The sequence below is a fragment of the Streptomyces sp. NPDC006512 genome, from assembly GCF_040611935.1.
Classification (GTDB): Bacteria; Actinomycetota; Actinomycetes; order Streptomycetales; family Streptomycetaceae; genus Streptomyces.
The window spans coordinates 1-20,149 of record NZ_JBEXPG010000023.1; the positions used below are offsets into that span (position 1 = coordinate 1).

15 protein-coding genes and 1 pseudogene are annotated in these 20,149 nt (G+C 75.3%); 2 read left to right on the plus strand and 14 right to left on the minus strand.

Translation table 11 applies throughout. The features are described from left to right. Positions 1–42 precede the first annotated feature (42 nt). From ABZZ17_RS17660 to ABZZ17_RS17695, 8 genes and pseudogenes are all read right to left on the minus strand, one after another. A complete protein-coding gene (locus tag ABZZ17_RS17660; protein WP_356876916.1) occupies positions 43–702 on the minus strand; it encodes a hypothetical protein in 660 nt (219 codons plus the stop codon). Positions 703–895: 193 nt separating this feature from the next. Next, positions 896–1,282, minus strand: a complete 387-nt coding sequence (locus ABZZ17_RS17665) for a hypothetical protein (RefSeq protein WP_356876918.1) — start codon at positions 1,280–1,282, stop codon at positions 896–898. A gap of 101 nt (positions 1,283–1,383) precedes the next feature. After that, positions 1,384–2,235, minus strand: a complete 852-nt coding sequence (locus ABZZ17_RS17670; RefSeq protein ID WP_356876920.1) for an NlpC/P60 family protein — start codon at positions 2,233–2,235, stop codon at positions 1,384–1,386. A 279-nt stretch (positions 2,236–2,514) separates the two neighbouring features. After that, positions 2,515–5,658, minus strand: coding sequence for a WD40 repeat domain-containing protein (locus ABZZ17_RS17675; protein ID WP_356877112.1), 3,144 nt, complete (start codon positions 5,656–5,658; stop codon positions 2,515–2,517). A 1,260-nt stretch (positions 5,659–6,918) separates the two neighbouring features. Then, positions 6,919–7,530: pseudogene (locus ABZZ17_RS17680) on the minus strand (helix-turn-helix transcriptional regulator); the annotation flags it as partial. A gap of 123 nt (positions 7,531–7,653) precedes the next feature. Then, positions 7,654–9,306 carry a glycoside hydrolase family 20 protein gene (locus ABZZ17_RS17685; RefSeq protein WP_356876922.1) on the minus strand — a complete coding sequence of 551 codons (1,653 nt, stop codon included), beginning with the start codon at positions 9,304–9,306 and terminating at the stop codon, positions 7,654–7,656. Positions 9,307–9,368: 62 nt separating this feature from the next. After that, positions 9,369–9,800, minus strand: coding sequence for a heme-binding protein (locus ABZZ17_RS17690; protein ID WP_356876924.1), 432 nt, complete (start codon positions 9,798–9,800; stop codon positions 9,369–9,371). A gap of 37 nt (positions 9,801–9,837) precedes the next feature. Next, a complete protein-coding gene (locus ABZZ17_RS17695; RefSeq protein ID WP_356876926.1) occupies positions 9,838–11,055 on the minus strand; it encodes an MFS transporter in 1,218 nt (405 codons plus the stop codon). 212 nt (positions 11,056–11,267) lie between these two features. On the opposite strand from ABZZ17_RS17695, the gene ABZZ17_RS17700 reads away from it, so the two are divergent. Further along, entirely contained in the window at positions 11,268–11,729 is a 462-nt protein-coding gene (locus tag ABZZ17_RS17700; protein ID WP_356876928.1) for a MarR family transcriptional regulator, read from the plus strand. 23 nt (positions 11,730–11,752) lie between these two features. On the opposite strand, the gene ABZZ17_RS17705 is transcribed toward ABZZ17_RS17700, so the two are convergent. The 4 genes from ABZZ17_RS17705 to ABZZ17_RS17720 all read right to left on the minus strand — a co-directional run bounded on the left by ABZZ17_RS17705 (position 11,753) and on the right by ABZZ17_RS17720 (position 14,553). Continuing rightward, a complete protein-coding gene (locus ABZZ17_RS17705; RefSeq protein WP_356876930.1) occupies positions 11,753–12,313 on the minus strand; it encodes a hypothetical protein in 561 nt (186 codons plus the stop codon). Next, the gene (locus ABZZ17_RS17710) at positions 12,310–12,993 is read right to left on the minus strand and encodes a SigE family RNA polymerase sigma factor (protein ID WP_356876932.1); all 684 of its coding nucleotides are present in this window, start codon (positions 12,991–12,993) and stop codon (positions 12,310–12,312) included. The genes ABZZ17_RS17705 and ABZZ17_RS17710 overlap by 4 nt, the downstream gene beginning before the upstream one ends. Positions 12,994–13,001: 8 nt before the next feature. Beyond that, positions 13,002–13,493, minus strand: coding sequence for an LAETG motif-containing sortase-dependent surface protein (locus ABZZ17_RS17715; RefSeq protein ID WP_356876934.1), 492 nt, complete (start codon positions 13,491–13,493; stop codon positions 13,002–13,004). 145 nt (positions 13,494–13,638) lie between these two features. Further along, positions 13,639–14,553 carry a nitroreductase/quinone reductase family protein gene (locus ABZZ17_RS17720; RefSeq protein ID WP_356876936.1) on the minus strand — a complete coding sequence of 305 codons (915 nt, stop codon included), beginning with the start codon at positions 14,551–14,553 and terminating at the stop codon, positions 13,639–13,641. Positions 14,554–15,013: 460 nt separating this feature from the next. Here ABZZ17_RS17720 and ABZZ17_RS17725 point away from each other — a divergent pair, with 460 nt between their 5' ends. After that, the gene (locus ABZZ17_RS17725; protein ID WP_356876938.1) at positions 15,014–15,850 is read left to right on the plus strand and encodes an AraC family transcriptional regulator; all 837 of its coding nucleotides are present in this window, start codon (positions 15,014–15,016) and stop codon (positions 15,848–15,850) included. Between the two features lie 17 nt (positions 15,851–15,867). Here ABZZ17_RS17725 and ABZZ17_RS17730 read toward each other — a convergent pair whose 3' ends face one another. Next, complete coding sequence (locus ABZZ17_RS17730; RefSeq protein WP_356876940.1) at positions 15,868–16,497, minus strand: methyltransferase domain-containing protein; 630 nt, start codon at positions 16,495–16,497, stop codon at positions 15,868–15,870. A gap of 60 nt (positions 16,498–16,557) precedes the next feature. Beyond that, positions 16,558–20,001, minus strand: a complete 3,444-nt coding sequence (locus ABZZ17_RS17735) for an endo-alpha-N-acetylgalactosaminidase family protein (RefSeq protein ID WP_356876942.1) — start codon at positions 19,999–20,001, stop codon at positions 16,558–16,560. Between the last annotated feature and the right edge of the window lie 148 nt (positions 20,002–20,149).

The following is a 20,149-nucleotide window of genomic DNA, read 5'->3' on the forward strand; positions in this document are numbered from 1 at the left end:
GCCCCCGGCCCGGGCCGGGGGCACCGCCGCGCCGTCTCCCGTTCAGGGGGTGAAGACCTGGTCCAGGGTGTCGATCGCGGGCCCTTCGCCGGAGCTCACGTCGGCTCCCAGGTGGTAGCGGAAGACCAGGCCCTGGTCGGGGTGGGCCACGAGCCAGTCGATGAGCTGCTGAAGGGTGATCTTCTGGTTCTCGGTGCTCGCGACGATCGGCGTGACGGCGGTGATCTTGGCGTCGGCGGCGATCGGGATGAAGGTCTCCTTGCCCACGGTCTCGAAGGGCGCCCCGTCGGTGCCGGGTGCGCCGCAGCCCCAGTTGCCGTGCTTGACGATCAGGCTGTGGAAGCCGCCCTCGGGGGTGTACCGGTTCACGGCCACCTCGTCAGGGGAGATCGGCATCTTGTGGTCGCAGCCGGCCCCGGGGGCCGGGAGCCCCGGCTTCTTGGCGGGCGTGGCCCCCGCACCGGGCGCCGTCGCCCCGGTGGACGCGGTCGCGGTGGCGGTCGGGGTCGCTGCCGGCTTCGGCGTCGCCGCCGGGCTGCCGGCGGGCTTCGAGGCGGTGGCGGAGGGCGCCGCGGGGGCGGTGGGGGGCGTACCGGGCGACGTGCCGTCGTCGCCGTCGTCGCCCTGGCAGCCGGTGAGCGCCAGCACCCCGCACAGGGCCAGGGCACCCAGGACCGTCCGCCGTCCTCGTCCTGCTCGCATCGTCGTCTCCCTCTGCCGCGCTGAAGCGTCGCGTCAACGTAGCGCGGGGATCCGGCCAGGGCGATGGCCCGATCCCGTTCGTCACCGACCCGGGATCGAGCCGTTGCCCGTCCCGGACCTCCGTGACACCGCCGCCCGCGGGCGACGCGCGAAGGCCGCCCCTCCTGGCGGGGAGGGGCGGCCGTTCAGAGCGTCAGCACTGGTTCAGGCCCGGGGCGGGGTCGACCGACGTGTGGACGTCCACGGCCGGGACGTTGCCCCACTGGCCGTTGTCCAGCTTGGTCCAGTACCAGACGTTGTTGCCGCCGGCGTGCTGGTCGCCGCGGCCCCAGCACTGGAACCAGCTGAAGCCGGTGTTCAGCGGCCCCCGTACCTCGTTGGTGTTGTACCGGCGGTGGGCGTACCCCTTGGCGCCGACGCGGTTGCCACACCACAGCTTGGCGTCGGAGCGGACGCCGCATTCGGCGGCCGTGCTCGTCCCGGTGGCGGGCGTCGCCGCGGCGGGGCCGGTCACGGTGGCCATGCCGCCCGCCAGTGCGGCGGCGGCGAGACCCAGGGCGATCTTCTTGCGTGCGGACATGCTTCCTCCTCGAAAGGGCTCCCTCGGGAGCCGGGTGATGGGTGTGCGCGGTCAGTCGTGTGCACGGTCAGGGCGTGCGTGGTCGTGGGCGTGAGCGGTGCTCAGGGGCAGGTGCGTACGCCGTCCAGCCAGGCGGGGCCCTTGATGTAGATGTTGGTGATCCACGACGCGTACTCGGGCAGGTAGGACCAGGCGTCGTTCGTGTAGCCCTCCGCCGTCACCGGTTGGGCGTGCTTCTGGCACTCGATGCGCACGGTGGTCGGGCCGGGGAACTTGTGGACCCGCGCACTCGTCGTGGAAGGCTCCTCGTGGGTCCACACATCGGTGCCCCAGGTGCTGAAGGTGCCGGGTGCCGCCGCCGCGGCGATGCGGACGGCTCCCGCGTAGTCCCCGCCCAGCCGTACGTCGCTGACAGTGATCCGGGTGCCCGACTCCCGGGCCTCGACCATCTTCCCCGCGCCCAGGTAGATCGCGATGTGGTGGACGGAACCCCCGGACCCCCAGGCCAGCAGGTCCCCCGGCAGCAGCGGCGCGGTCCCCTGGGCAGCCGTGAAACGCTGCTTCACCTGCGGCGAGTGGAACTGGTGGTACGAGTTGCCGGCCAGCGGGTCGCCGCCGGCGGCGCGGGCGTAGGCGTACCGGACCAGTCCGGAGCAGTCGAAGCCCAGCCGTTCCGGATCGTGCGCGCTGTCCGGGTCGCTCGGGTCGACCTGACCGTACGTCGGCCCCGGCTGGGGTCCGTGACCGCCGCCCCACGTGTACCAGACGCCGATCTGCTCGCAGGCGGCCCGTACGGCCCCTTCCGCCACCGCGGCGGCCCCCGGCGCGAGCACCCCGCAGGACCCCGCCGCCGCCTTCGACGGCGGCGCCGCGGCCGCCGGGGCGCCGGAAGCACCTCCCCACACGGCCAGGAGGGCCACCGCCGCCACCGCCGCCCCCCTCGTTCTCCGCATCCCCATGTCCCTTCCCCCGTCCCCGTCGCGGTGTCCCGCGGTGTCGTCGTGTTCGTCGAGGTGCTCGTCTTGGTACTCGTCGCGCCGCGTACTCGTCGTGCCGCTCGCCGGCGTACTCCTCGTCGTGCTCGTCCTCGTGAGCACGGACCGGCCGTCCAGCGGGCACTCCGAGACTGTGCCCCGCCACCCCCGCGTGTCGAGGATCCACGGGTCGCCCACCTCGACGGGAAACGGGAAACCCCCGGGAAACCCCCTCCCACCAGGCGTTTTGAGCAGCCGTCAGCCCCGCGGCGCGGCGGCGGCCGCTGCCGCGGCGCAAGGCGGCCGGTACGGGCGTCCGGGCAGCAGGGAGCGCCACCGGGCCGGCGTCGGATCGCCGATCAGGGTGCAGATCGCGGCCGTGCGTTCGCCCGGGTCGACGGACCAGAAGCGGACCGTGCCGTCCGTCCCGCTGCTCGCCGGACGGCCGCTGGACGGGTCGTAGGCCACTCCCCACACGGCCCCGCCGTGTCCCGCGAGGGTGGCGACCGGCCGGAACCCGACCGCGTCCCACAGCCGCACGGTGCCGTCGATGCCGCCGGAGGCCAGCACCCTGCCGTCCGGGCCGAAGGACACGGCGCGGACCGCGCCGGTGTGTCCGGTGAGGGTGGCGGCCGGACGTCCCGACGCCGGATCCCAGACCCGGACCGTGCCGTCGTTGGCGCTGCTCGCGAGCCGCCGCCCGTCCGGGCTGAACGAGACGCTCCGCACGGCGCCCGCGTGCCCGTGCAGGACCGACCGCGCCGAGCGCGCGGCGACGTCCCACAGCCGCACGGTCAGGTCGTCGCTCCCGGAGGCCAGGAGCCGGCCGTCGGGGCTGAACGCGACCGCGTTGACGAAGTCCTGATGCGCGGTCAGGGTGCTGAGCTGCACGTGGCGGGCGGTGTCCCACAGTTTCACCGTCCGGTCCGCGCTGGCGGAGGCGAGGGTCCGGCCGTCCGGTGAGAAGGCCACCGCGAACACGGACCCGCCGTGCCCGGTGAGCGTGGCGAGGAGCGTGCGCCGGGCGCAGTCCCACAGTCTGACGGTGCGGTCCGCGCCCGCCGAGGCCACGAGCCGCCCGTCGGGGGAGAACGCGACCGCGAAGACGGCCCCCTGGTGGCCCGTCAGCGTCCCGACGAGCCGGCGCTGCCGGGGGTCCCACAGGCGGACTGCCCGGTCCGCGCCCGCCGAGGCGAGCAGCCGCCCGCCCGGGGCGAAGGCCGCCTGCCACACCTCGGCGAAGGGCCGGACCACCAGCGAGGTCCGGCCCGGGTCCCACACCACCGCGGACTGGTCGAAACCCCCGGTGGCCAGCAGGCCGTCGGGGCCGACCGCCACGGCGAGCACGTAGTCGGTGTGCCCCGCGAGGACCTGGGTGATCCGGTGGCCGGCCGTGTCCCACAGTTTGGCCGTCCCGTCGCCGCTCGTGCTGACGACCGTGGTGCCGTCCCGCGTGTAGGCGACGGCGTTGACGTCGTCGCTGTGCCCGCGCAGCACCTCGGTCCCGGTGGGCCGGCCCGGCCCGGAGACGTCCCAGATCCGGACGGTCCGGTCCGCGCCGCCCGAGGCGACGCTGCGGCCGTCCGGTGCGAACGCGACCCCGAGGACCCCGTCGCCGTGGCCTTCGAGTACCTCCGCAGGGGCGGCCTCGCCCCCGTCGGCCACCTCCCACAGCCGGACGGTGCGGTCGGCGGCGCCCGAGACGACCCGCCGCCCGTCCGGGGAGAACGCGACCCCGTGCACCGCGTCGGTGTGTCCGCGCAGCGTGCTCCTGAGCCGCCCGGTCGCCGTGTCCCACAGGCGTACCGTCGCGTCGACGCCCCCGGAGGCGAGGGTCGTTCCGTCGGGTGAGAAGGCCACCGAGCGGACGCCGCCGCCGTGCCCGTAGAGCGTGCCCGCCGGCTGGCGCTCGGGCAGCCGCCACAGCCGTACGGCCCCGTCCGCGCCCGCCGACGCCAGCAGCCGGCCGTCCGGTGCGAAGGCCACCCCCAGCACCGGCGCGCCGTGCCCGGTGAGCGTCGCCACCGCCGACCGGTGGCCGGCTCCGCCCCACAGCCGTACGGTGCCGTCGGTGCTGGCCGTCGCGAGCAGCCGGCCGTCCGGGGCGAAGGCCACGCCGTTCACCGGGCCGGTGTGCCCGGACAGCCGGCCGGTGAAGGCCTGCGCCTGCGTACTGAGCAGCGCGCCGCGCGCCTCCGTCGTGGGCGCGGTCCGGTACGCCTCCGCCGCGAGCAGCATCGACGCCTCCGGCTGCCCGGAGGCCATCGCCCCGGACCGAACCGCCAGCTCCCGCGACTGCGCGGTCCGCTGTTCCTCCACCGCCCGCGACCACTGGTGGAAGGCCAGGCCGCCGGCGCCCAGCGCCACGACCAGCAGGACGCCCAACGCCGCCAGCAGCCGGCGCCGGGTCCTCGCCCGCCGCCGGGAGCGCAGCCGCCGGCCGCGTTCCTCGGCTCGGCTCGCCGCGAGGAACTCCCCCTCCCAGGGGCCCGGCGGATCACGGCCGTCCTGCCGCTCCGCCCATTCCTCCGCCGCCGCCAGCCGGCCGCCCCGGTAGAGGAGTTCCGCGTCCCTGCCGCCGCGGACCCAGGCCGCCGCCGCGTCGGCGAGCTGCTGGCGCAGCAGCAGCCCCGCCCGGTCCGAGTGGATCCACTCGCGCAGCCGCGGCCACGCCCGCAAGAGGGCCTCGTGGGTGATCCGTACCGCGGACTCGCCGGCCGTCGCCCCGGCCGTCACGAGGCGGGCCCGTACGAAGGCGTCCAGGGCGGAGCCGGCCGAGCGCGAGTCCCGCAGGCCGGCCAGCAGCCGGTCGGGCGCGACCCTGCGCCGGGTCTCCACGTCCCCGTCCCCGTCCCCGAACTGCACCAGCCGCAGCAGGACGCGACGGGCCGCCTCCTGCCCGGCCGCGTCCAGGCCGGTGAACACGTCCTCGGCCGTGCGCGCCACCGCGCCGCGCAGGCCGCCCGTCGCCTCGTACCCGGCGACGGTGAGGGTGCGGCCGGAGCGGGCGCCCCAGGTCACCAGCAGCGCGTGCGACAGCAGCGGCAGGGCCCCCGCCGATCCCGCCGGGGTCCCGTCCTCCGCCCCGGCGTCGCGCGCCAGCAGCTCCACCAGCCCCGGTTCGAGCAGCAGCCCGGCCCGCTCGGCGGGGCGGGTGATGGCCGCGCGGAGCTCCTCCGGGGTCATGGGGGCGAGGACGAACAGGCCGTGCGCGAACACGTCGGCCAGCTCGGGGTAGGCCAGACAGCGGCCGCTGAAGTCCGCGCGCAGGCCCAGCACCACCAGCGCGGGGGTGTCGGCGCTGCCGCCGGAGAGCTCGGTGAGCGCCGCGATGAAGGCCCGCCGCTCGCCCTCGTCGCGGCACAGCGTGAACACCTCCTCGAACTGGTCGACCACCAACACGATCCGCCCCTCCCCGACCCCACCACCACCCACCCCAGCACCTCCGCCCACCCGTCCGGTGCCAGCGGTGCCACCGGGCGCAGCGGGGCTACCTGGTCCAGCGGGGCCGGCAGTTCCGGCAGTTCCGGCAGGTACGGCAGTTCCAGCGGGTACGGCGGGGCCAGCAGGTCCACCGGGTCCGGCGGGTACGGCGGGGCCAACAGGTCCACCGGTTCGGGCGGGTCCGGCGATTCCGGCGGGTCCAGCGGTGCCGGCGGGGCCAGCGGGGCCAACAGGGCCGGCGGGGCCAACAGGCTCACCGGTTCCGGCTGGGCCGGCGGGTCGTGCGGGTCCGGCGATTCCAGCGGGTCCACCGGTTCCGGCGGGTCCGGCGGGTCCGGCGGGTCCGGCAGTGACGGTGGGGCCAGCAGGTCCGGCGGGTCCGGCGGGTCCGGCGGGTCCGGCGGGTCCGGCGGGTCCGGCGGGTCCGGCAGTGACGGTGGGATCCTCCGATCCGACCGACGCATCCGATCCGGCCTGTCCGTCACGTACGAGCGATCCGGGACGCGCGTCGCGGCCGTCCGGCGTTGCCCCCTTCACCGACCCGACCTGCCCGTCGGGCCGGAACGGCACTTCCGGTGGCCGGGCTCCGGCCCCCGGCCGCGGTTCCGGTACGGCGGCGGGGGTGGGGGCCGACGTCGGGGCATGGGCCGGGCCCTGGGCCTGGGTTGGAGCCTGGGACTGGCCTTGGCCCCGAGCCGAATCCCAGCCCTGCCCTCGCCCCTGACCCGGTGCATGGGCCGGACCCCGGACCGGGGCCTGGGTGGGGGCCGAGTCCTGAGCCGGGGCCGAGGCCGGGCCCGGATCCGAGGCTGAGCCCAGGTCCCGGGTCGGGGGCGCGCCCGGGCCATGGGCCGGGGCCTGGGCCGGAGCCGAGGTCGTGGCCGGGCCCGGATCCAGGGCTGAGCCCGGGGGGTGAGGCGGAGCTTGGGGCGCCGCCGGGCCCGGGGCTGACCCAGGGACCTGGGGCGGGGCCGAGCCCTGGCCTTGGGCCGGGACTTGGGTCGGGGCCAGGCCCTGGTCGTGGGTCGGAGCCGCCCCCTGAGCAGAGCCCGAGCCCGGGGCTGGAGCCGAGCCCGAAGCCATGCCCGGAGCCGAGCCCCGGCCCGGGGCCGGGGCCTGGGCTGGGCCCGGAGCCGGAGCCGGGCCCGGAACCTGGGCCGGGGCTTCGTCGGGGGGCGGTGGGGCTGGCGGGGGCTGGGCCGGCGGGGTTAGGACGCGTTGGAGTTCCCGCATCGGGTGGGCGGTCGGCGTGCACAGTACGACCCGGGGGGCGGCGACGCCGAACGGGCCTCCACCGCCCCCGCGCAGGGCCGGTACCAGACCGGCCCGCAGCAGCGAGGACTTGCCCGCGCCCGAAGGGGCCACCACCGCCAGCGGGCCCTTGCCCGCCTGCCCGGCCAGCCGGTCCAGCAGCGCCGAGGCGGCCCGCTCGCGGCCGAAGAACCAGTCGGCGTCCCCGGTGCCGAACGCCGCCAGCCCCCGGTACGGGCACGCCGCCGCCGCGGCCTCCGGCCGCCGCGCCTGCGGTACCGCGTCCGGCACCAGGCGGGCCAGCGCGCCGCCCGCGCCGAGGGCCTCGTCGCAGCGTTGGGCCAGATCGGCCGTGGGCGGCTTCGTACCGTTCTCGATCTTGCTGAGGTAGCCCTTGCTGTAGTGCATGAGCCGCGCCAGCGCGGACAGCGACAGCCCGCGTTCGGTCCTGACCTGACGCAGGGCCGCGCCGAAGTCCGCGGCCGGGCCCGGCGCCCGCCCGCCCCGGCCGGCGTCTGTGGCTCCCGTCGACAGGTCCCCTGCGTCCACGCGCGCCTCCGTTGAGATCCGGCGGCCCACGCTAGCGAGGCGCCCGCGCCCCCCGCACCGCGCGCCTCCCCCGTTCGACTGAATCCGACCGGAGGACGCATGAGCGCCCGATCCCGGGGAAGGGACGGAGGCCGCCCGGGACGGCGGCGCCCCCTAAGGAGTCCGGAGGCGCTCGGCGAGGGACTGGAACTCGGGCCAGGGCCGCTGCGGGGGACGGGAGTCCCACACCTTCTGGGAGAGGGCCGCCAGCGGGAGCCGGATGCCGGCGGCGACCTGGGCCGGTGTCTGCGACCCGGCCAGGTCGGCCCAGACGGCCAGCCGGGCGCCGAGGACCTGCGCGTCGTAGCGGGCGGGGACGGCCGTGGTGCCGCGCAGGACCAGGGGGGTCCACTGTTCGTAGATGCGGCGGCCGGTGGGGTACGTGAACTGGTTCGGTTCGCCGAGCACGTAGTACAGGTACTCGTCGTTGAGGTTGACGACCTTGCGGCCCGCGTCGAGGTACGCCAGCGGCGGCCGCGCGCCGATCTCCTTGCCCGTCCAGTACTCGGCCTGGATGTCGGGCGCCGCCGCGACCACTCCCCCGCTGAAGAATCCGTCGTTCCACGCCTTGAGGGCCTTGCCCGACGGGCGGACCACCGCGGCCCGGTCGTTCAGCCAGCCCGTCGCCAGGTCCTGGACCCGGGCGGACGGTCCGTAACGCTGCCGGGCGGCCGCCGCGAGCTGGGGGAAGGAGGCCTGCGGGTCGCGGACGACCAGGGCCTGGTACTCGTCGGCCCCCAGGTGCCAGGCTCCGGCGGGGAACAGCGGGATGAACTCGCGCAGCAGTTCGTCCATCAGTTTGGCCGCCGCCGGGTCGGATATGTCGACGGCTCCCTTGACGGCCCGGCCCTGTACGTCGCGCAGTTGCAGGCCGGGGTGGGCGCGCAGGACGGCGCCGAGGTGGCCCGGCGAGTCGATCTCGGGGACGACGGCGATGTGCAGCCGGGCGGCGAGCGCGGTGATCCGGCGGACCTCGGCCTTGGTGAGGTGCGGGGTGGAGACGATCTCGGGATGGCTGTCGGACTGGATCCGGAAGGCCTGGTCGTCGGAGAAGTGCAGGCCGAGCTGGTTGAGCTTCAGGTCGGCCATCTCCCGCAGCCGGTCCTCTATCCACTCGGGGGCGAAGTGCTTGCGCGCGATGTCGAGGTTGAGGCCGCGCTGCGGTTTGGCGGGGGCGTCCTTGACGGTGCCCTCGGGGGCCGAACCGGCTCCGCGTATCGCCTGTTTGAGGGTGCGGGTGCCGTAGAAGACGCCCGCCTCGTCGGGTCCGGTGATCCGGACGCGTCCGTTCTGGACGGTGAGGGTGTAGGACTCCGCAGGCCCGGACCCCTTGGCGGCGAGGTCGAGTTCGACGTCACCGGGCTTCGCCTCGTCGGACTCGGCGTATCCCAGGCGCAGTTCACCGGCGAGGAGCTTGCCCTCGTCGGACAGGGCCGCGCTGTCGGCGGGGTTCACGACCACCCGCGCGCCGGCGGCCGGTTTCCAGCCGGGCCCCCGGGCGGGCACGTGTTCCCGTACGGCCGGGACGGTGCTCGGAGCGGTGGACAGCGGGTACGAGGCGGGCGGCGGGGGCGGCGGGGTGGGGGCTTCGCTCGCCGGGGTGGTGGCGGCCGGGCCGCCCGTGGAGACGGCCGGGCTGGGGCTGGGGGCCGCGGGCGCGGCTCCGGTGGAGGCGGAGCAGGCGGGCACGGCGAGGGTGACCAGGGCGGCGGCCGTTGCCGTCGCGATGGTCCTGCCTCTCCCGAACGTGCCGCTCGTCTGTCTCATGGTGTGCCCGTGTCCCCCGTACCAACCTGGCACGGGAGACACGGGCGCGCGAGCCGGGGGGTTCAGACCAGTGCGGCGAGCGCGGTGGCGGCGAAGCCGTGGTCCTGGTCGGGGGCGCCGCCGCCGACGCCGACGGCCCCGATGAGGCGGCCGTCGCGGTGGACGGGCAGGCCGCCCGCGATGAAGAGCAGCGGCCGGTCGAGGGCGGTGGGCAGGGTGTGGAAGAGCCCGCCGGGCTGGACGGCGTCGACGAGGTCGGCGGTGGGGGCGTCGAGCTGGAGGGCGGTGAAGGCCTTGCGGGTGCTGGTCTCGCCGGAGATCAGTACGGCGCGGTCGTCGCGGCGGAAGGCCAGCAGGTGGCCGCCCGCGTCGAGGACGGTGACGCTGACGGCGACCCCGGCCGTTTCGGCGGCGGTGCGGGCGGCGGCGACGAGCAGGTCGGCGTCCTCGCTGGTCAGGGGGGTGACGGCGGTGCGGGTGGCGGTGCTGGACATGCGGGACTCCTGGGGGGGGAAGGGGGGTGCGGGTGGGTCAGTGGTGGGCGGGGACGGGCGCGGGGGCTGCGGCCGGTGCGGCGCGGCCGGTGTCCGCCGGCGCGCGGCGTGCCGTACGGCGCTCCAGGGCTCCGGAGAGGACGGCGAGGACGAGGGCGGAGGCGGCGAGGGCGGCGCCGACCCAGTTGGGCGCGGTCCAGCCGAGGCCCGCGGCGATGACGAGCCCGCCGAGCCAGGCGGCGAGGGCGTTGCCCAGGTTGAAGGCGCCGATGTTGACGGCGGAGGCCAGGGTGGGGGCGCCGGCGGCCTGGTCCAGGACCCGCTTCTGCAGCGGGGGTACGGTCGCGAAGCCGAGGGCGCCGATGAGGACGATGGTGGCCGCGGCGCCCGCCTTGGTGTGGGCGGTGAGGGTGAACAGGGCCAGTACGACGGCCAGTGCGCCCAGGGACACGTACAGCATCGGCATCAGCGCGCGGTCGGCGAAGCGGCCGCCGACGAGGTTCCCGGCGACCATGCCGAGGCCGAAGAGGACGAGGAGCCAGGTGACGGAGGTGTCGGCGAAGCCGGCGACGTTCGTCATCATCGGGGTGATGTAGGTGATGGCGGCGAAGACTCCGCCGAAGCCGAGGACGGTCATCGCCATGGCGAGCAGGACCTGGACGTTGCGGAACGCGGCCAGTTCGTGGCGGATCCGCACGCCCTCGGGGCGCGGCAGTTCGGGGACGAGGCGGGCGATGCCGAGCAGGCCGACCACGCCGAGGGCGGCGACGATCAGGAAGGTGACGCGCCAGCCGAGGTGCTGTCCGACAAGGGTGCCGAGGGGGACGCCGACGACGTTGGCGACGGTGAGGCCGGTGAACATCATGGCGATGGCGCCGGCCTTCTTCTCGGGGGCGACGAGTCCGGCGGCGACCACCGAGCCGATGCCGAAGAAGGCGCCGTGTGCCAGGGAGGCGACCACGCGCCCGGCGAGCATCACGCCGAAGGCGGGGGCGAGGGCGGAGAGCACGTTGCCGACGACGAACAGGCCCATGAGCAGCATCAGCATGCGCTTGCGGGGGAGGCGGGTGCCGAGGACGGTCATCAGCGGGGCGCCGAGGACGACGCCGAGGGCGTAGCCGGTGACCAGCAGGCCCGCGGTGGGGATCGTGACGCCGTAGCCGGCGGCGACCTCGGGGAGCAGGCCCATGATCACGAATTCGGTGGTGCCGATCCCGAAGGCCCCGATGGCGAGGGCGAGGAGCGCGAGAGGCATGAGGGAGGTGCCCTTCAGGGTTCGAGTGGGGGGTGGGGGCGGGGCGCTCGTGGCGCGGGGCGGCGGACGACGGTCGATCTTGCGTTCGCCGTTTGCCTTCGTCCACATTAATTGCAGACGCGGGATATTTGCAAGCGCGGGCTATTGCGTCGGTGGCCTATCCTGGCGGTACGCGGCGACGAGACGACGCCACCGGCAACGACGGAGGAGCCATGACGGCCACGGACAGCGCACTGACCGCCCTCGCCCAGGGCTGGTGCGCCCTCTCCCTCCTCCACGGCCGCATCGAGGCGCACATCGAGCGGGCGCTCCAGTCGGGCCACGGGCTGAGCGTGCGCGAGTACTCGCTGCTGGACGTGCTCAGCCGGCAGCACAGCGGCCCCGGCGGGCACCTGCGCATGCACCAGGTCGCGGACTCGGTCGTGCTCAGCCAGAGCGCGACGACCCGGCTGGTCAGCAGGCTGGAGGACCGCGGGCTGCTCAACCGCTACATCTGCGACACCGACCGCCGGGGCATCTACACCGACGTCAGCGAAGCGGGCCTGGCCCTGCTGGCCCGGGCCCGGCCGACCAACGACGCGGCCCTGCGCGAGGCCCTGGACGAGGCGGCCGGCCATCCCGAACTGGCCCCGCTGGTCAAGGCGATCGAGGACACGGGCACGATCCGCGCCTGACGGTTTCCGTCCGTTTCAGCCGGTCACGGGGCCGGGGCGCTCACGGCCGCCGACGGTCCACCCGGCAGCGGTGTGGCGCCGGCGGGCGGCGCCGACCTCACCGGGGTGGTCGCGGGGGGCCGGGACGGGGTCGGCGTGGGGGCGGGCACCCCGGCGGCGGTCGACGGGGGCCTGGACGGCGTGGCGTTCCCCGCGGGCGACGCGGGGCTCGACGGGGCCGGACTCGGCAGGGGGGATCCCGACGGCAGGCCCGGCGCAGGGGTCGGAGTCGGGGTCGGCGTCGGCGTGGTGAGCTCGGGGGGCGCCGCGGGCGGCACCGGCCGGGGCGGCAGCTGGTCGGGTCCGAGTACGAGGTAGCCGGCCAGGGCCGCCGCGGCCAGCCCGGACAGCCCCGCGAAGGCCCAGACCGAGCGGCGCCGCCACAGCGCGCGCACGGACAGCCGCCGCAGGTGCGGACCCGGCGGATCGGCGGGCCGCAGCCCGACGACGGTCACCTCGTCCGCCCGCGCGGCCAGTGCCTGTCGCAGGCGGTGCTCCACGGGACGTTCGCCGCGGCGCTGCTCCCCGTCCGTCGTACCCGTCATACCCGGCCCTCCAGAACCTTCTCCAGCGCGTCCAGACCACGGCTGGCGTTCGACTTCACCGCTCCCCGGCTGATGCCGAGGGTGGTGGCGATCTCCGCCTCGCTCAGATCGGCCCAGTAGCGCAGCACCAGCACCTGGCGGCGGCGCGGGGACAGCTTGCCGAGCGCGGCCAGCACCTCCCGGTGCGCCTCGCCCAGCACGACGGAGGCCTCGGCGGAGGGCACGTCGGCCGTCATCGGCGGCACCCAGGCCCGGGCGGTGCGCCTGCGGCGCAGCACGGAGCGCGAGGTGTTCACCACGGCGGTGCGCAGGTAGCCCAGCGCGTTGTCCACCTCCGTGATCTGTTCCCCGTACCGGCGGTACAGGGCGGTGAAGGCGTCCTGGACCACGTCCTCGGCGGTGGCCGGGTCGTCGACGAGGAGCACCGCCAGCCGGACCATGCCCAGCCGGTGCGCGTGGTACAGCTCGCTGACGGTGGGCGGGGGCGGCGGCTCCTCCGCGCCGGGCGTCCCGTCGTCGCCGAAGGTCCGGGCGCCGCCGTACGTGTACGCGTACGGGCGCGTGCCGGGACCCGCCGGCGGGGCGGAACGCTCGCGGCGCGAGAGCCACCACCACAAGCCCCGCCACGCCCGGGCGAACCCGGGCGTGAGGGGGCTGATGGATGGTGCGAGGTCGAGCACGGGTGTCCTCAGTTGGCGGCGCGGCGCCGCACGGCGTACAGGGCTCCCCCGCCGACGGCGATGAGCCCGGCCGCGCCGGCGCCGAGGGCGACGGTGGTCGCCGAGGAGCCAGTATGCGCGAGCTCGGATCCGCCGGGGGCGGCGGAGGGCTCTGCGCTCGGCTGGGCGCCCGCCGGGCTCGTCGGGACCGGGGTCGGCTTCGCGCCCGCCGGGCTCGACGGGACCGGGGTCGGCTTGGCGGTCGACGGGCTCGCCGGGACCGCGCTCGGCTTGGCGCCCGCCGGGCTGGTCGGGGCCGGGCTCGGCTTGGCGCTCGACGGAGCGGTCGGCTGGGCGCTGGGCGCGGCGCTCGGCGTCGCGGTGGCGGCGGGCGCCGCGGCGACGGCCGCCCCCTGCGCGGCGACGGCCGGCCCGCCGAGGACGACGGCCGCGCCCGTGGCGGCCGCGACGACGAGGGCCGCCCGGCGGGCGGAGAGGGGGACGCGCTTGAGGTTCTTCACAGTGGTTCTCCACGGTCGGGTCGAGGGCGCGGAACTTCGCCCTTCACCCCCGCACGACGCGCGAGTGCGCGATCGGTTGCCACTGTTTCCGAAAAACTTTTCGCGCGGACCCGCGAGGGGTTCCCCGCTCCCCGTCCGGCTCCGTTCAGCCGCGGCCCGGCGGCTGCGGCGGCCAGGGGACCTCGGCCAGCAGCGGGACGAGTTCCGCCTCCTCGTGGTCGAGGTGCGCGGTCAGTTCGGCCGTCATCCGGGCCAGTTCGGCGCGGAACCGCTCCGGTTCCGCGATGTGGAGGCCGTCCAGCAGGCCCACGAGCTCGCCCTGGACGACCGCGAGCTTCCGGTGTTCCTCCCGCAGGCGTGCGAACGTGCCGGCCAGGTGCGGGTGGTGGGGGGCCATCCCGGGGAACAGGTGGTCGTCCTCGCTGACGTGGTGGAACTCCAGGGCCCGGCAGAACGCCAGGCAGCGCTGGCGGATCTGCAGGCCGAGCCCCGGCGGCGGCGGTTCGCCCGGGCCGGTGTGCGAGGCCCGGGCGGCGAAGTGGGCGTCGGTTTCGGCGCTCACGTGACGCAGCTGGGCCCGCAGCCAGGTGTGGACCTCCATGATCTTGCCCGCGAGGTCGCGGACCTCTCCGGGAGCCTGCCACCCGTCGGGGTCGGCCGGGCCGAGGACCACGACGGGCAGGGTCCGGTCGGTCCGGTCCCGGTACTCGCCGTATCCGGGTTCGGCTTCGAGGACGTGGGCGAAGAGTTCGTCGCGCCGGGCCCCCTCGGCCGGGACCGCGAGGGCTTCGAAGGTGTCGGCGCCGAGCTCCACCCGGACCTGGGGGTGGGCGAGGAGGTTGTGGTACCAGTCGGGGTGGTGGGGGGCGCCGAGGTTGGAGGCGACGACCAGCAGCCCGTCTCCGTGGCGGACGTAGCCGAGCGGGGTGGTCCGTTCGGCTCCCGACCGGGCTCCGGTGGTGGTCAGCAGGAGCAGGTCCGAGCCCTCGAAGGGGCCTCCCACCTTCCCCCGGCGGGCGCGGAACTCCTCGATGACGGACTGGTTGAACGACGTGGGCACGACTGTGTTTCCCTCTCGGGGCAGGGCACGGCACGCCGCCCGGCCCGGCGGGACGGCCGGAGGCGGGGGCGGGGCGTGCGGAAGAGACGCGGGGGTGGCACCGGACGGCGCGGCGGGGCCGCGGCGCGTGCCGGGCGCAGGTGTGCGGGAGTGACGTGGGGCCGGCGTGCGGCCGTACGACGTCAGCTGCGGGGCGCGGAGTTCTGACTCAAGGCGCTTCCTCAGGGGTGGGGGTGTTCGCCCGATCACCGGCCGGCCCACTGCTCTCTGGCCGGAGTCACGCGACACCGGCCCCCATTACACGCAGGCGGGCGGCCGTTGTCAACGCCGATGATCATGTGGCTGACCGTGCGGGAGCTCCCGCAGGACCGTGCCCGGCAGGGCGAAGCCCTCCGACCGGACGCGGGGAGGCGCCCGGGTGCCCCTTGAGCACACCGGCCCCGTGGATCACAATCCGCAGATGCCGACGCCCCCGTACAGCAGTTGGATGCGGTACTTCTCGCCGACCGCGGGCCATCGCCGGCTCGGCCTGGTCTGTCTCGGCGTGGGGGTGCAGGAGGGGGAGCTTCCGGTGGTGGGCCCCCGGGCGCTGGACCATCACGTGGCCGTCGTCGTCACCCGCGGGCGGGGGTGGTTCGCGCACGCCGGTCGCCCGCCGCAGCCGGTGACCGCCCCCGCCCTGCTCTGGCTGGTACCGGGCGTCGAGCACCACTACGGCCCCGGCAGCGGCGGCTGGGACGAGTGCTTCGTGGACTTCGCGGGCCCCGGCGTGGAGGCGTACACCGACCTCGGATACGTGACCCCCGACCGGCCGCTGGTGCCGCTGAGCGGGACGGCCGGGGTGCGTCACGTGGTCGACGGGATCGTACGGGCGGCCCGGCGCGGCGGGCCGCTGCTGGAGGTGGAGGCCGCGGCGGCCGTGCACGCCCTGCTGGTGGCCCTGCGATACGCGAGCGCGGGGGTGTCGCGGCACGGTGACGCGGTGATGGAGGCCCTGACCCGGGACGCGCTGCTGCCGATCCCGGTCGCGGAACACGCCGCGCGGCTGGGCATCTCCCTGCCCGAACTGCGCGGGGCGGTCCGCCGCACCACCGGCGAGGGGGTCAAGGAGTACCTCCTCGGCATCCGGCTGAGCCGCGCGAAGGAACTCCTGGCCCGCACCGACCTGCCGGTGGCCGGCATCGCCCGGCGCGTGGGCTACGAGGACCCCGCGTACTTCAGCCGCCTGTTCAGCCGCCGCGTCGGCATGGCGCCGGTCCGCTTCCGCGCCCAGTCCGTCCGGCCCCCGCTTCCCTGACCACTACGGTCCCTCGCTCAGGCGGGCCGCCGGGCGAAGCAGAACAGGTGCTCCTCGGGTCCCGCGAGGGGGTCGGCGGGTGTGAACGACGCGGTGTGGTGGCGCAGTACCTCCAGGCCCGCTTCCGCGAGGAGCCTGAGGTGCTCTTCGGTGGAGAGGCTGCTGACGGTGACCGGATGGCCCATCCACTCGATGTCCAGGCCCCTGATGTCCCCCGGCACCGTGGCCATCACGAAGTACCCGCCCGGCGCGACCCACGACGCCATGCGGCCGAGCGCGGCGGCGACGTCCGGCTGGTCCATGACCAGCAGCGGGAAGAAGGAGCACACGGCGTCGTACCCGGCCGGCTCCGGCGCGTAGGTGCGTACGTCGGCCTGTTCGAAGTGGGCCCCCGGGACCCGGGCGCGGGCCGTTTCGACCATGGCCGCCGAGACGTCGATGCCGGTCACGGCGTGGCCGGCCCGGGCGAGCCTCTCGGCGGTGGGCCGGCCGGTGCCGCTGCCGACGTCCAGGACGCGGGCGCCGGCGGGAAGCCGCTCCACGAGCCGGTCGAGGGCTTCGAGCTGGCCGGGCACCTGTCCGAACAGGTCCTCGTACCGCTCCCCCAGTGCGTCGAACACCTCTGCCGCTGACTCGCGTCGGGTCATGGCGCCTCCTCGTGTCGGGAGTTCACCGTACTGGGGGCGGGGGCCGGCCGGGGGCCTTCCTCAGGGCCGGTGGCCGACGTTGAGTTCGGCGAGGGAGGTCCAGGGGTTGCCGCCCACCTCCCGCGTGGCCTTGAGGCGGACGTGGCGCGCGGTCCTCGGGGCGAAGGTGACGTCCTGCTGGGCGGCGCCGTCGGCGAAGGTGCCGGAGGCCGCGGGCGTTCCCCAGTTCACCCCGTCGGTGGAGGTGAACACCTGGTAGTCGGCGATGCGTCCGTTGCTCTGCGTCTGCCGGGGCAGGCAGTGCAGCGCGGAGACGTTGTACGGGGCGCCGAGGTCGAGGGTGATCTCGTGCGGCATCGGGGCGGTCGTCGCGTACCACTGGGTGTGCCAGATGGTGGCGGCGTCGCCGTCGAGGACGTGGGCGGCGCTGCCGTCCTCTCCGGCCGTCTCCTGGCTGTCGACGGAGCTGACGCGCATCTGGCCCTGCGGGAGGAGGAGTTCGCCGCCGGCCGGGCCGAGGTCGTCGACGGTCAGGTCGTCGAGGACGAGGTCGGCCTCGTTGTGGGAGCCTTCCGGGGTGATCTTGCGTACGCCGATCCAGGCGTCGGCCCCGGCCGTGAAGGTCCTGGTGAAGGTGGTCGGGGTGCGGGCCTGGCCGAGCGCGGTGACGTTCTCGGTCGTGCCCGCGCCGGTGACGAACTGGTAGTCGCCGGCGAAGCCGTTCTCGTAGGTGAACGTCACCTTGTACGCACGCCCCTGGGTGAGGCGGAGCGTCTGCGGCAGGGTGCGGTACACCAGGCCGGTCCGCTCCTCGTGCGACTTGAGGGAGTTCCGGCCGCCGATCACGTCGTCGACGAGCTTCCCGTTCCATCCCGCCTGCGTGTAGGGCGTGTTGCGCTGCGCGATGTGCGTGCGGGGATCGGTGGCCGAACCGCCGGCGCCGCCGAAGACGAAGGGGCCCCAGCCGGCGTCGACGTTCTCGAAGTCCTCGGCGAACCAGTGGCCGTTCAGCGGGGTGCGCGCGGAACGCACCACGCGTACCTCGTCCAGGTACACCGTGCCGGATCCGGCGGCGGCGGACAGGGCGAGGGTGGCGGTGGACTGCCCGGCCGGGACGTCGAAGAACACCTTCATCCGCTGCATCCTCGTACCGTTCTTCTCGCTGCCGCCCAGGGTGTTGACGAGCGGTGAGGAGTCCGCGTACACGGAGGCGGCGGACCCGCCGCCGGCCGGGGTGACGCTGAGGGTGGCGGCCCGCCCGGCGGGGGTGGAGACCCACACGGAGGCCGCGTGGGTGCCGGGGGTGAGGCCGGTGAGCCGCTGGGAGACGGCGCCTGCGGCTCCGGCGGCGAAGGTGAGCTCCTGCTGGCCGTGGGCGTTGCGGGCGACGGAGGCGCCGGTCCCGGTGACGGTCCAGGCGTTCAGGTCGCCGGCGTAGAAGGAGGGGTCCTTGACGGGGGTGCCCTCGCCCCAGTTCGGGGCGGGCTGGGCGGGTGCGGCGCCCGCGGTGACCACGTAGGCGGTGCGGGCGGCCGCGTTGACGGTGACCTGGTTTCCGGCACCCACGGTGAGGTCGCCGACCAGCTGACGGCCGGTGTCGGTGAGCCGGTAGAGCTTGGGGGCGCTCCAGCCGGCCGGGAGGGTCCAGGTGGTGGAGCCGCCGGCGTCGTTCCAGTGGTAGAGCTTGCCGTCGCGCGGCAGGAGGTAGGCGGAGCCGCTGAGGACGGTGCGGCCGCCGGTGGTGATCCGGCGCTTGCCGCCCGCGGTGGTCACGACGGTGCCGTTGGCCAGGGTGACGCTGTCCGCGGTCCACCTCACGACCGGGGACTCCTGGAGGTACTTGGTCGGCAGGTTCACCCCGAAGGTGGTGTTCAGGAAGGCGGGGTAGTCCTTCTCGCCCTGCCAGCCCTCGTAGGCGGTGATCTCGGCGCCGCCGAGCAGCGGGTGGCGGGCGATCCAGTCGTCCTTGGCGTGGTTGGCGACGAACCGGGCGATGGTGGAGTTGACGCCCTTCAGGTCGCTGCCGCCGTAGTCGACGTCGGTGGCCCAGTGGTGCCAGAGGGACTGTTCGGTGAGGGTCTGGGGGAACTCGGTGGCGAGCTGGAGGCCGAGTCCGGAGATCTCGCGCTGGAGCTTGCGGGAGACGTAGCCGTCGCCGTACCAGACGTCGACGTAGAGGAAGTCGAGTCCGGGCGCGGCCGCCTTGAGGTCCTTCAGGCGCCCCAGGCGCCGGCCGGACTGGCCGTCCTCGCGGGTGTCGACGTAGTACGACTGGTCGAGCCAGTCCCAGCCGAGGCCGCCGGTGTGGCGGGCGGGGTCGAAGGTCGCCGAGACCGGGTATTCCTCGGTGGCGTTGACGTGGACGCCGAAGTCGGCGTTGTAGGCCTGCCCGGCGGTGGTGAGGGCGCCCAGGCCGGCGGCGCCGCCGAGTTTGGCGCCGATGTCCTTGTAGTCCATGTGCGCCGAGTCGTGGCCCTCGGAGGCGTAGCCCTTCAGCAGGACGAACTGGCCCAGGCCGTCGGTGGCGAGAGCGACGCGCTTGGTCTCGTCGAGGGTCTGCGCGAAGGGGTGGGTGGCCTGGGAGGCGAAGTTGAAGGGGATGCGCTGGACGGCCCGCCGCGCGGTGTCCTGCCAGCCGGTGGGCGGGGTCCAGATGTCGCGGTAGGCGATGGCCGCGTCCTGCCAGTCGACGGCGGCGTCCGCGTTGCGGTCGGCGGTGATCGCGATCCTGGCGTACGGGAGGGGCTCGGTGTCGCCGTCGGCGGCGCCCTGGGCCCGGTGGAGCCAGGCGCCGCTCCACAGGCCGGCGCGGCGGTAGGAGCCCTTGTCGGTGACCCGTTTGGCGATGCGGCCGTTCTCGCGGGCGGTGCCGCCCGACGGCTGGTCGTAGAGGGAGTTGGAGTCGATGGCGGCGGCCAGCCGGCCGGTGTTGAGCATCCCGTACATGACGGTGGTGGCGGCGGGGTCCACCGGCGTGGATCCGGTGACCGGGGTGAACGTGTCCCCGGTGCCGGTGGTGGCGGTGTGCATGGTCGCCGTGGACAGCGCGGCGCCCGGCTGGTCGCTGCGGACGCTGACCAGGGTGTGGTCGGGGACGGCGAGGCTGCGCACGCGCAGGGCGGGGGTGTCCTCGATGGCGGTGACCTTGAACTCGACGACCGGACCGGTCACCGAGAGGCGGGACCTGACGGTGACTCCGGAGAAGGTCAGCACGTAGTCCACGGCGGAGGCCGAGGGGGTGGAGGTGACCGTGGGGGTGTGGGCGGTCCCGTTGACGAGGAGCGTGCTCAGCGGGTCCTCGTTGCCGTGCAGGACGTCCCCGGTGGCGCGCCGCGTGTAGCCGACGACGCGGGGGAAGGCGCTGTCGACGGTGACGGACAGCTCGGCCGAGGTGATCGTCACCGGGCCGGCGGCGGGCGGGGCGGGCGCCACGGGCGGGGAGACGAGCAGGGTGGCGACGAGGCCGGCGACCGCGGCTGCGGCCGGCCAGAGGGGGGTGGGCATCGGGCCTCCGGGAGTCGGCGCTTCCCAGGCCCCGTCCACCTGGCGACCTGGCGCGGAGGCGCGCACGACTGCCGGAGCCGTGCGGTCCGCTCACTGACCTGTCAGCTTGCGGACCGCACGGCCCGGGGCCCATGGACAAAGCGCGTCG

Coding starts and splice junctions, on each gene's coding strand:
- ABZZ17_RS17660 (WP_356876916.1), bottom strand. CDS start 702: ATGCGAGCAGGACGAGGACGGCGGACGGTCCTGGGTGCCCTGGCCCTG.
- ABZZ17_RS17665 (WP_356876918.1), bottom strand. CDS start 1,282: ATGTCCGCACGCAAGAAGATCGCCCTGGGTCTCGCCGCCGCCGCACTG.
- ABZZ17_RS17670 (WP_356876920.1), bottom strand. CDS start 2,235: ATGCGGAGAACGAGGGGGGCGGCGGTGGCGGCGGTGGCCCTCCTGGCC.
- ABZZ17_RS17685 (WP_356876922.1), bottom strand. CDS start 9,306: ATGAGACAGACGAGCGGCACGTTCGGGAGAGGCAGGACCATCGCGACG.
- ABZZ17_RS17690 (WP_356876924.1), bottom strand. CDS start 9,800: ATGTCCAGCACCGCCACCCGCACCGCCGTCACCCCCCTGACCAGCGAG.
- ABZZ17_RS17695 (WP_356876926.1), bottom strand. CDS start 11,055: ATGCCTCTCGCGCTCCTCGCCCTCGCCATCGGGGCCTTCGGGATCGGC.
- ABZZ17_RS17700 (WP_356876928.1), top strand. CDS start 11,268: ATGACGGCCACGGACAGCGCACTGACCGCCCTCGCCCAGGGCTGGTGC.
- ABZZ17_RS17705 (WP_356876930.1), bottom strand. CDS start 12,313: ATGACGGGTACGACGGACGGGGAGCAGCGCCGCGGCGAACGTCCCGTG.
- ABZZ17_RS17725 (WP_356876938.1), top strand. CDS start 15,014: ATGCCGACGCCCCCGTACAGCAGTTGGATGCGGTACTTCTCGCCGACC.
- ABZZ17_RS17730 (WP_356876940.1), bottom strand. CDS start 16,497: ATGACCCGACGCGAGTCAGCGGCAGAGGTGTTCGACGCACTGGGGGAG.
- ABZZ17_RS17735 (WP_356876942.1), bottom strand. CDS start 20,001: ATGCCCACCCCCCTCTGGCCGGCCGCAGCCGCGGTCGCCGGCCTCGTC.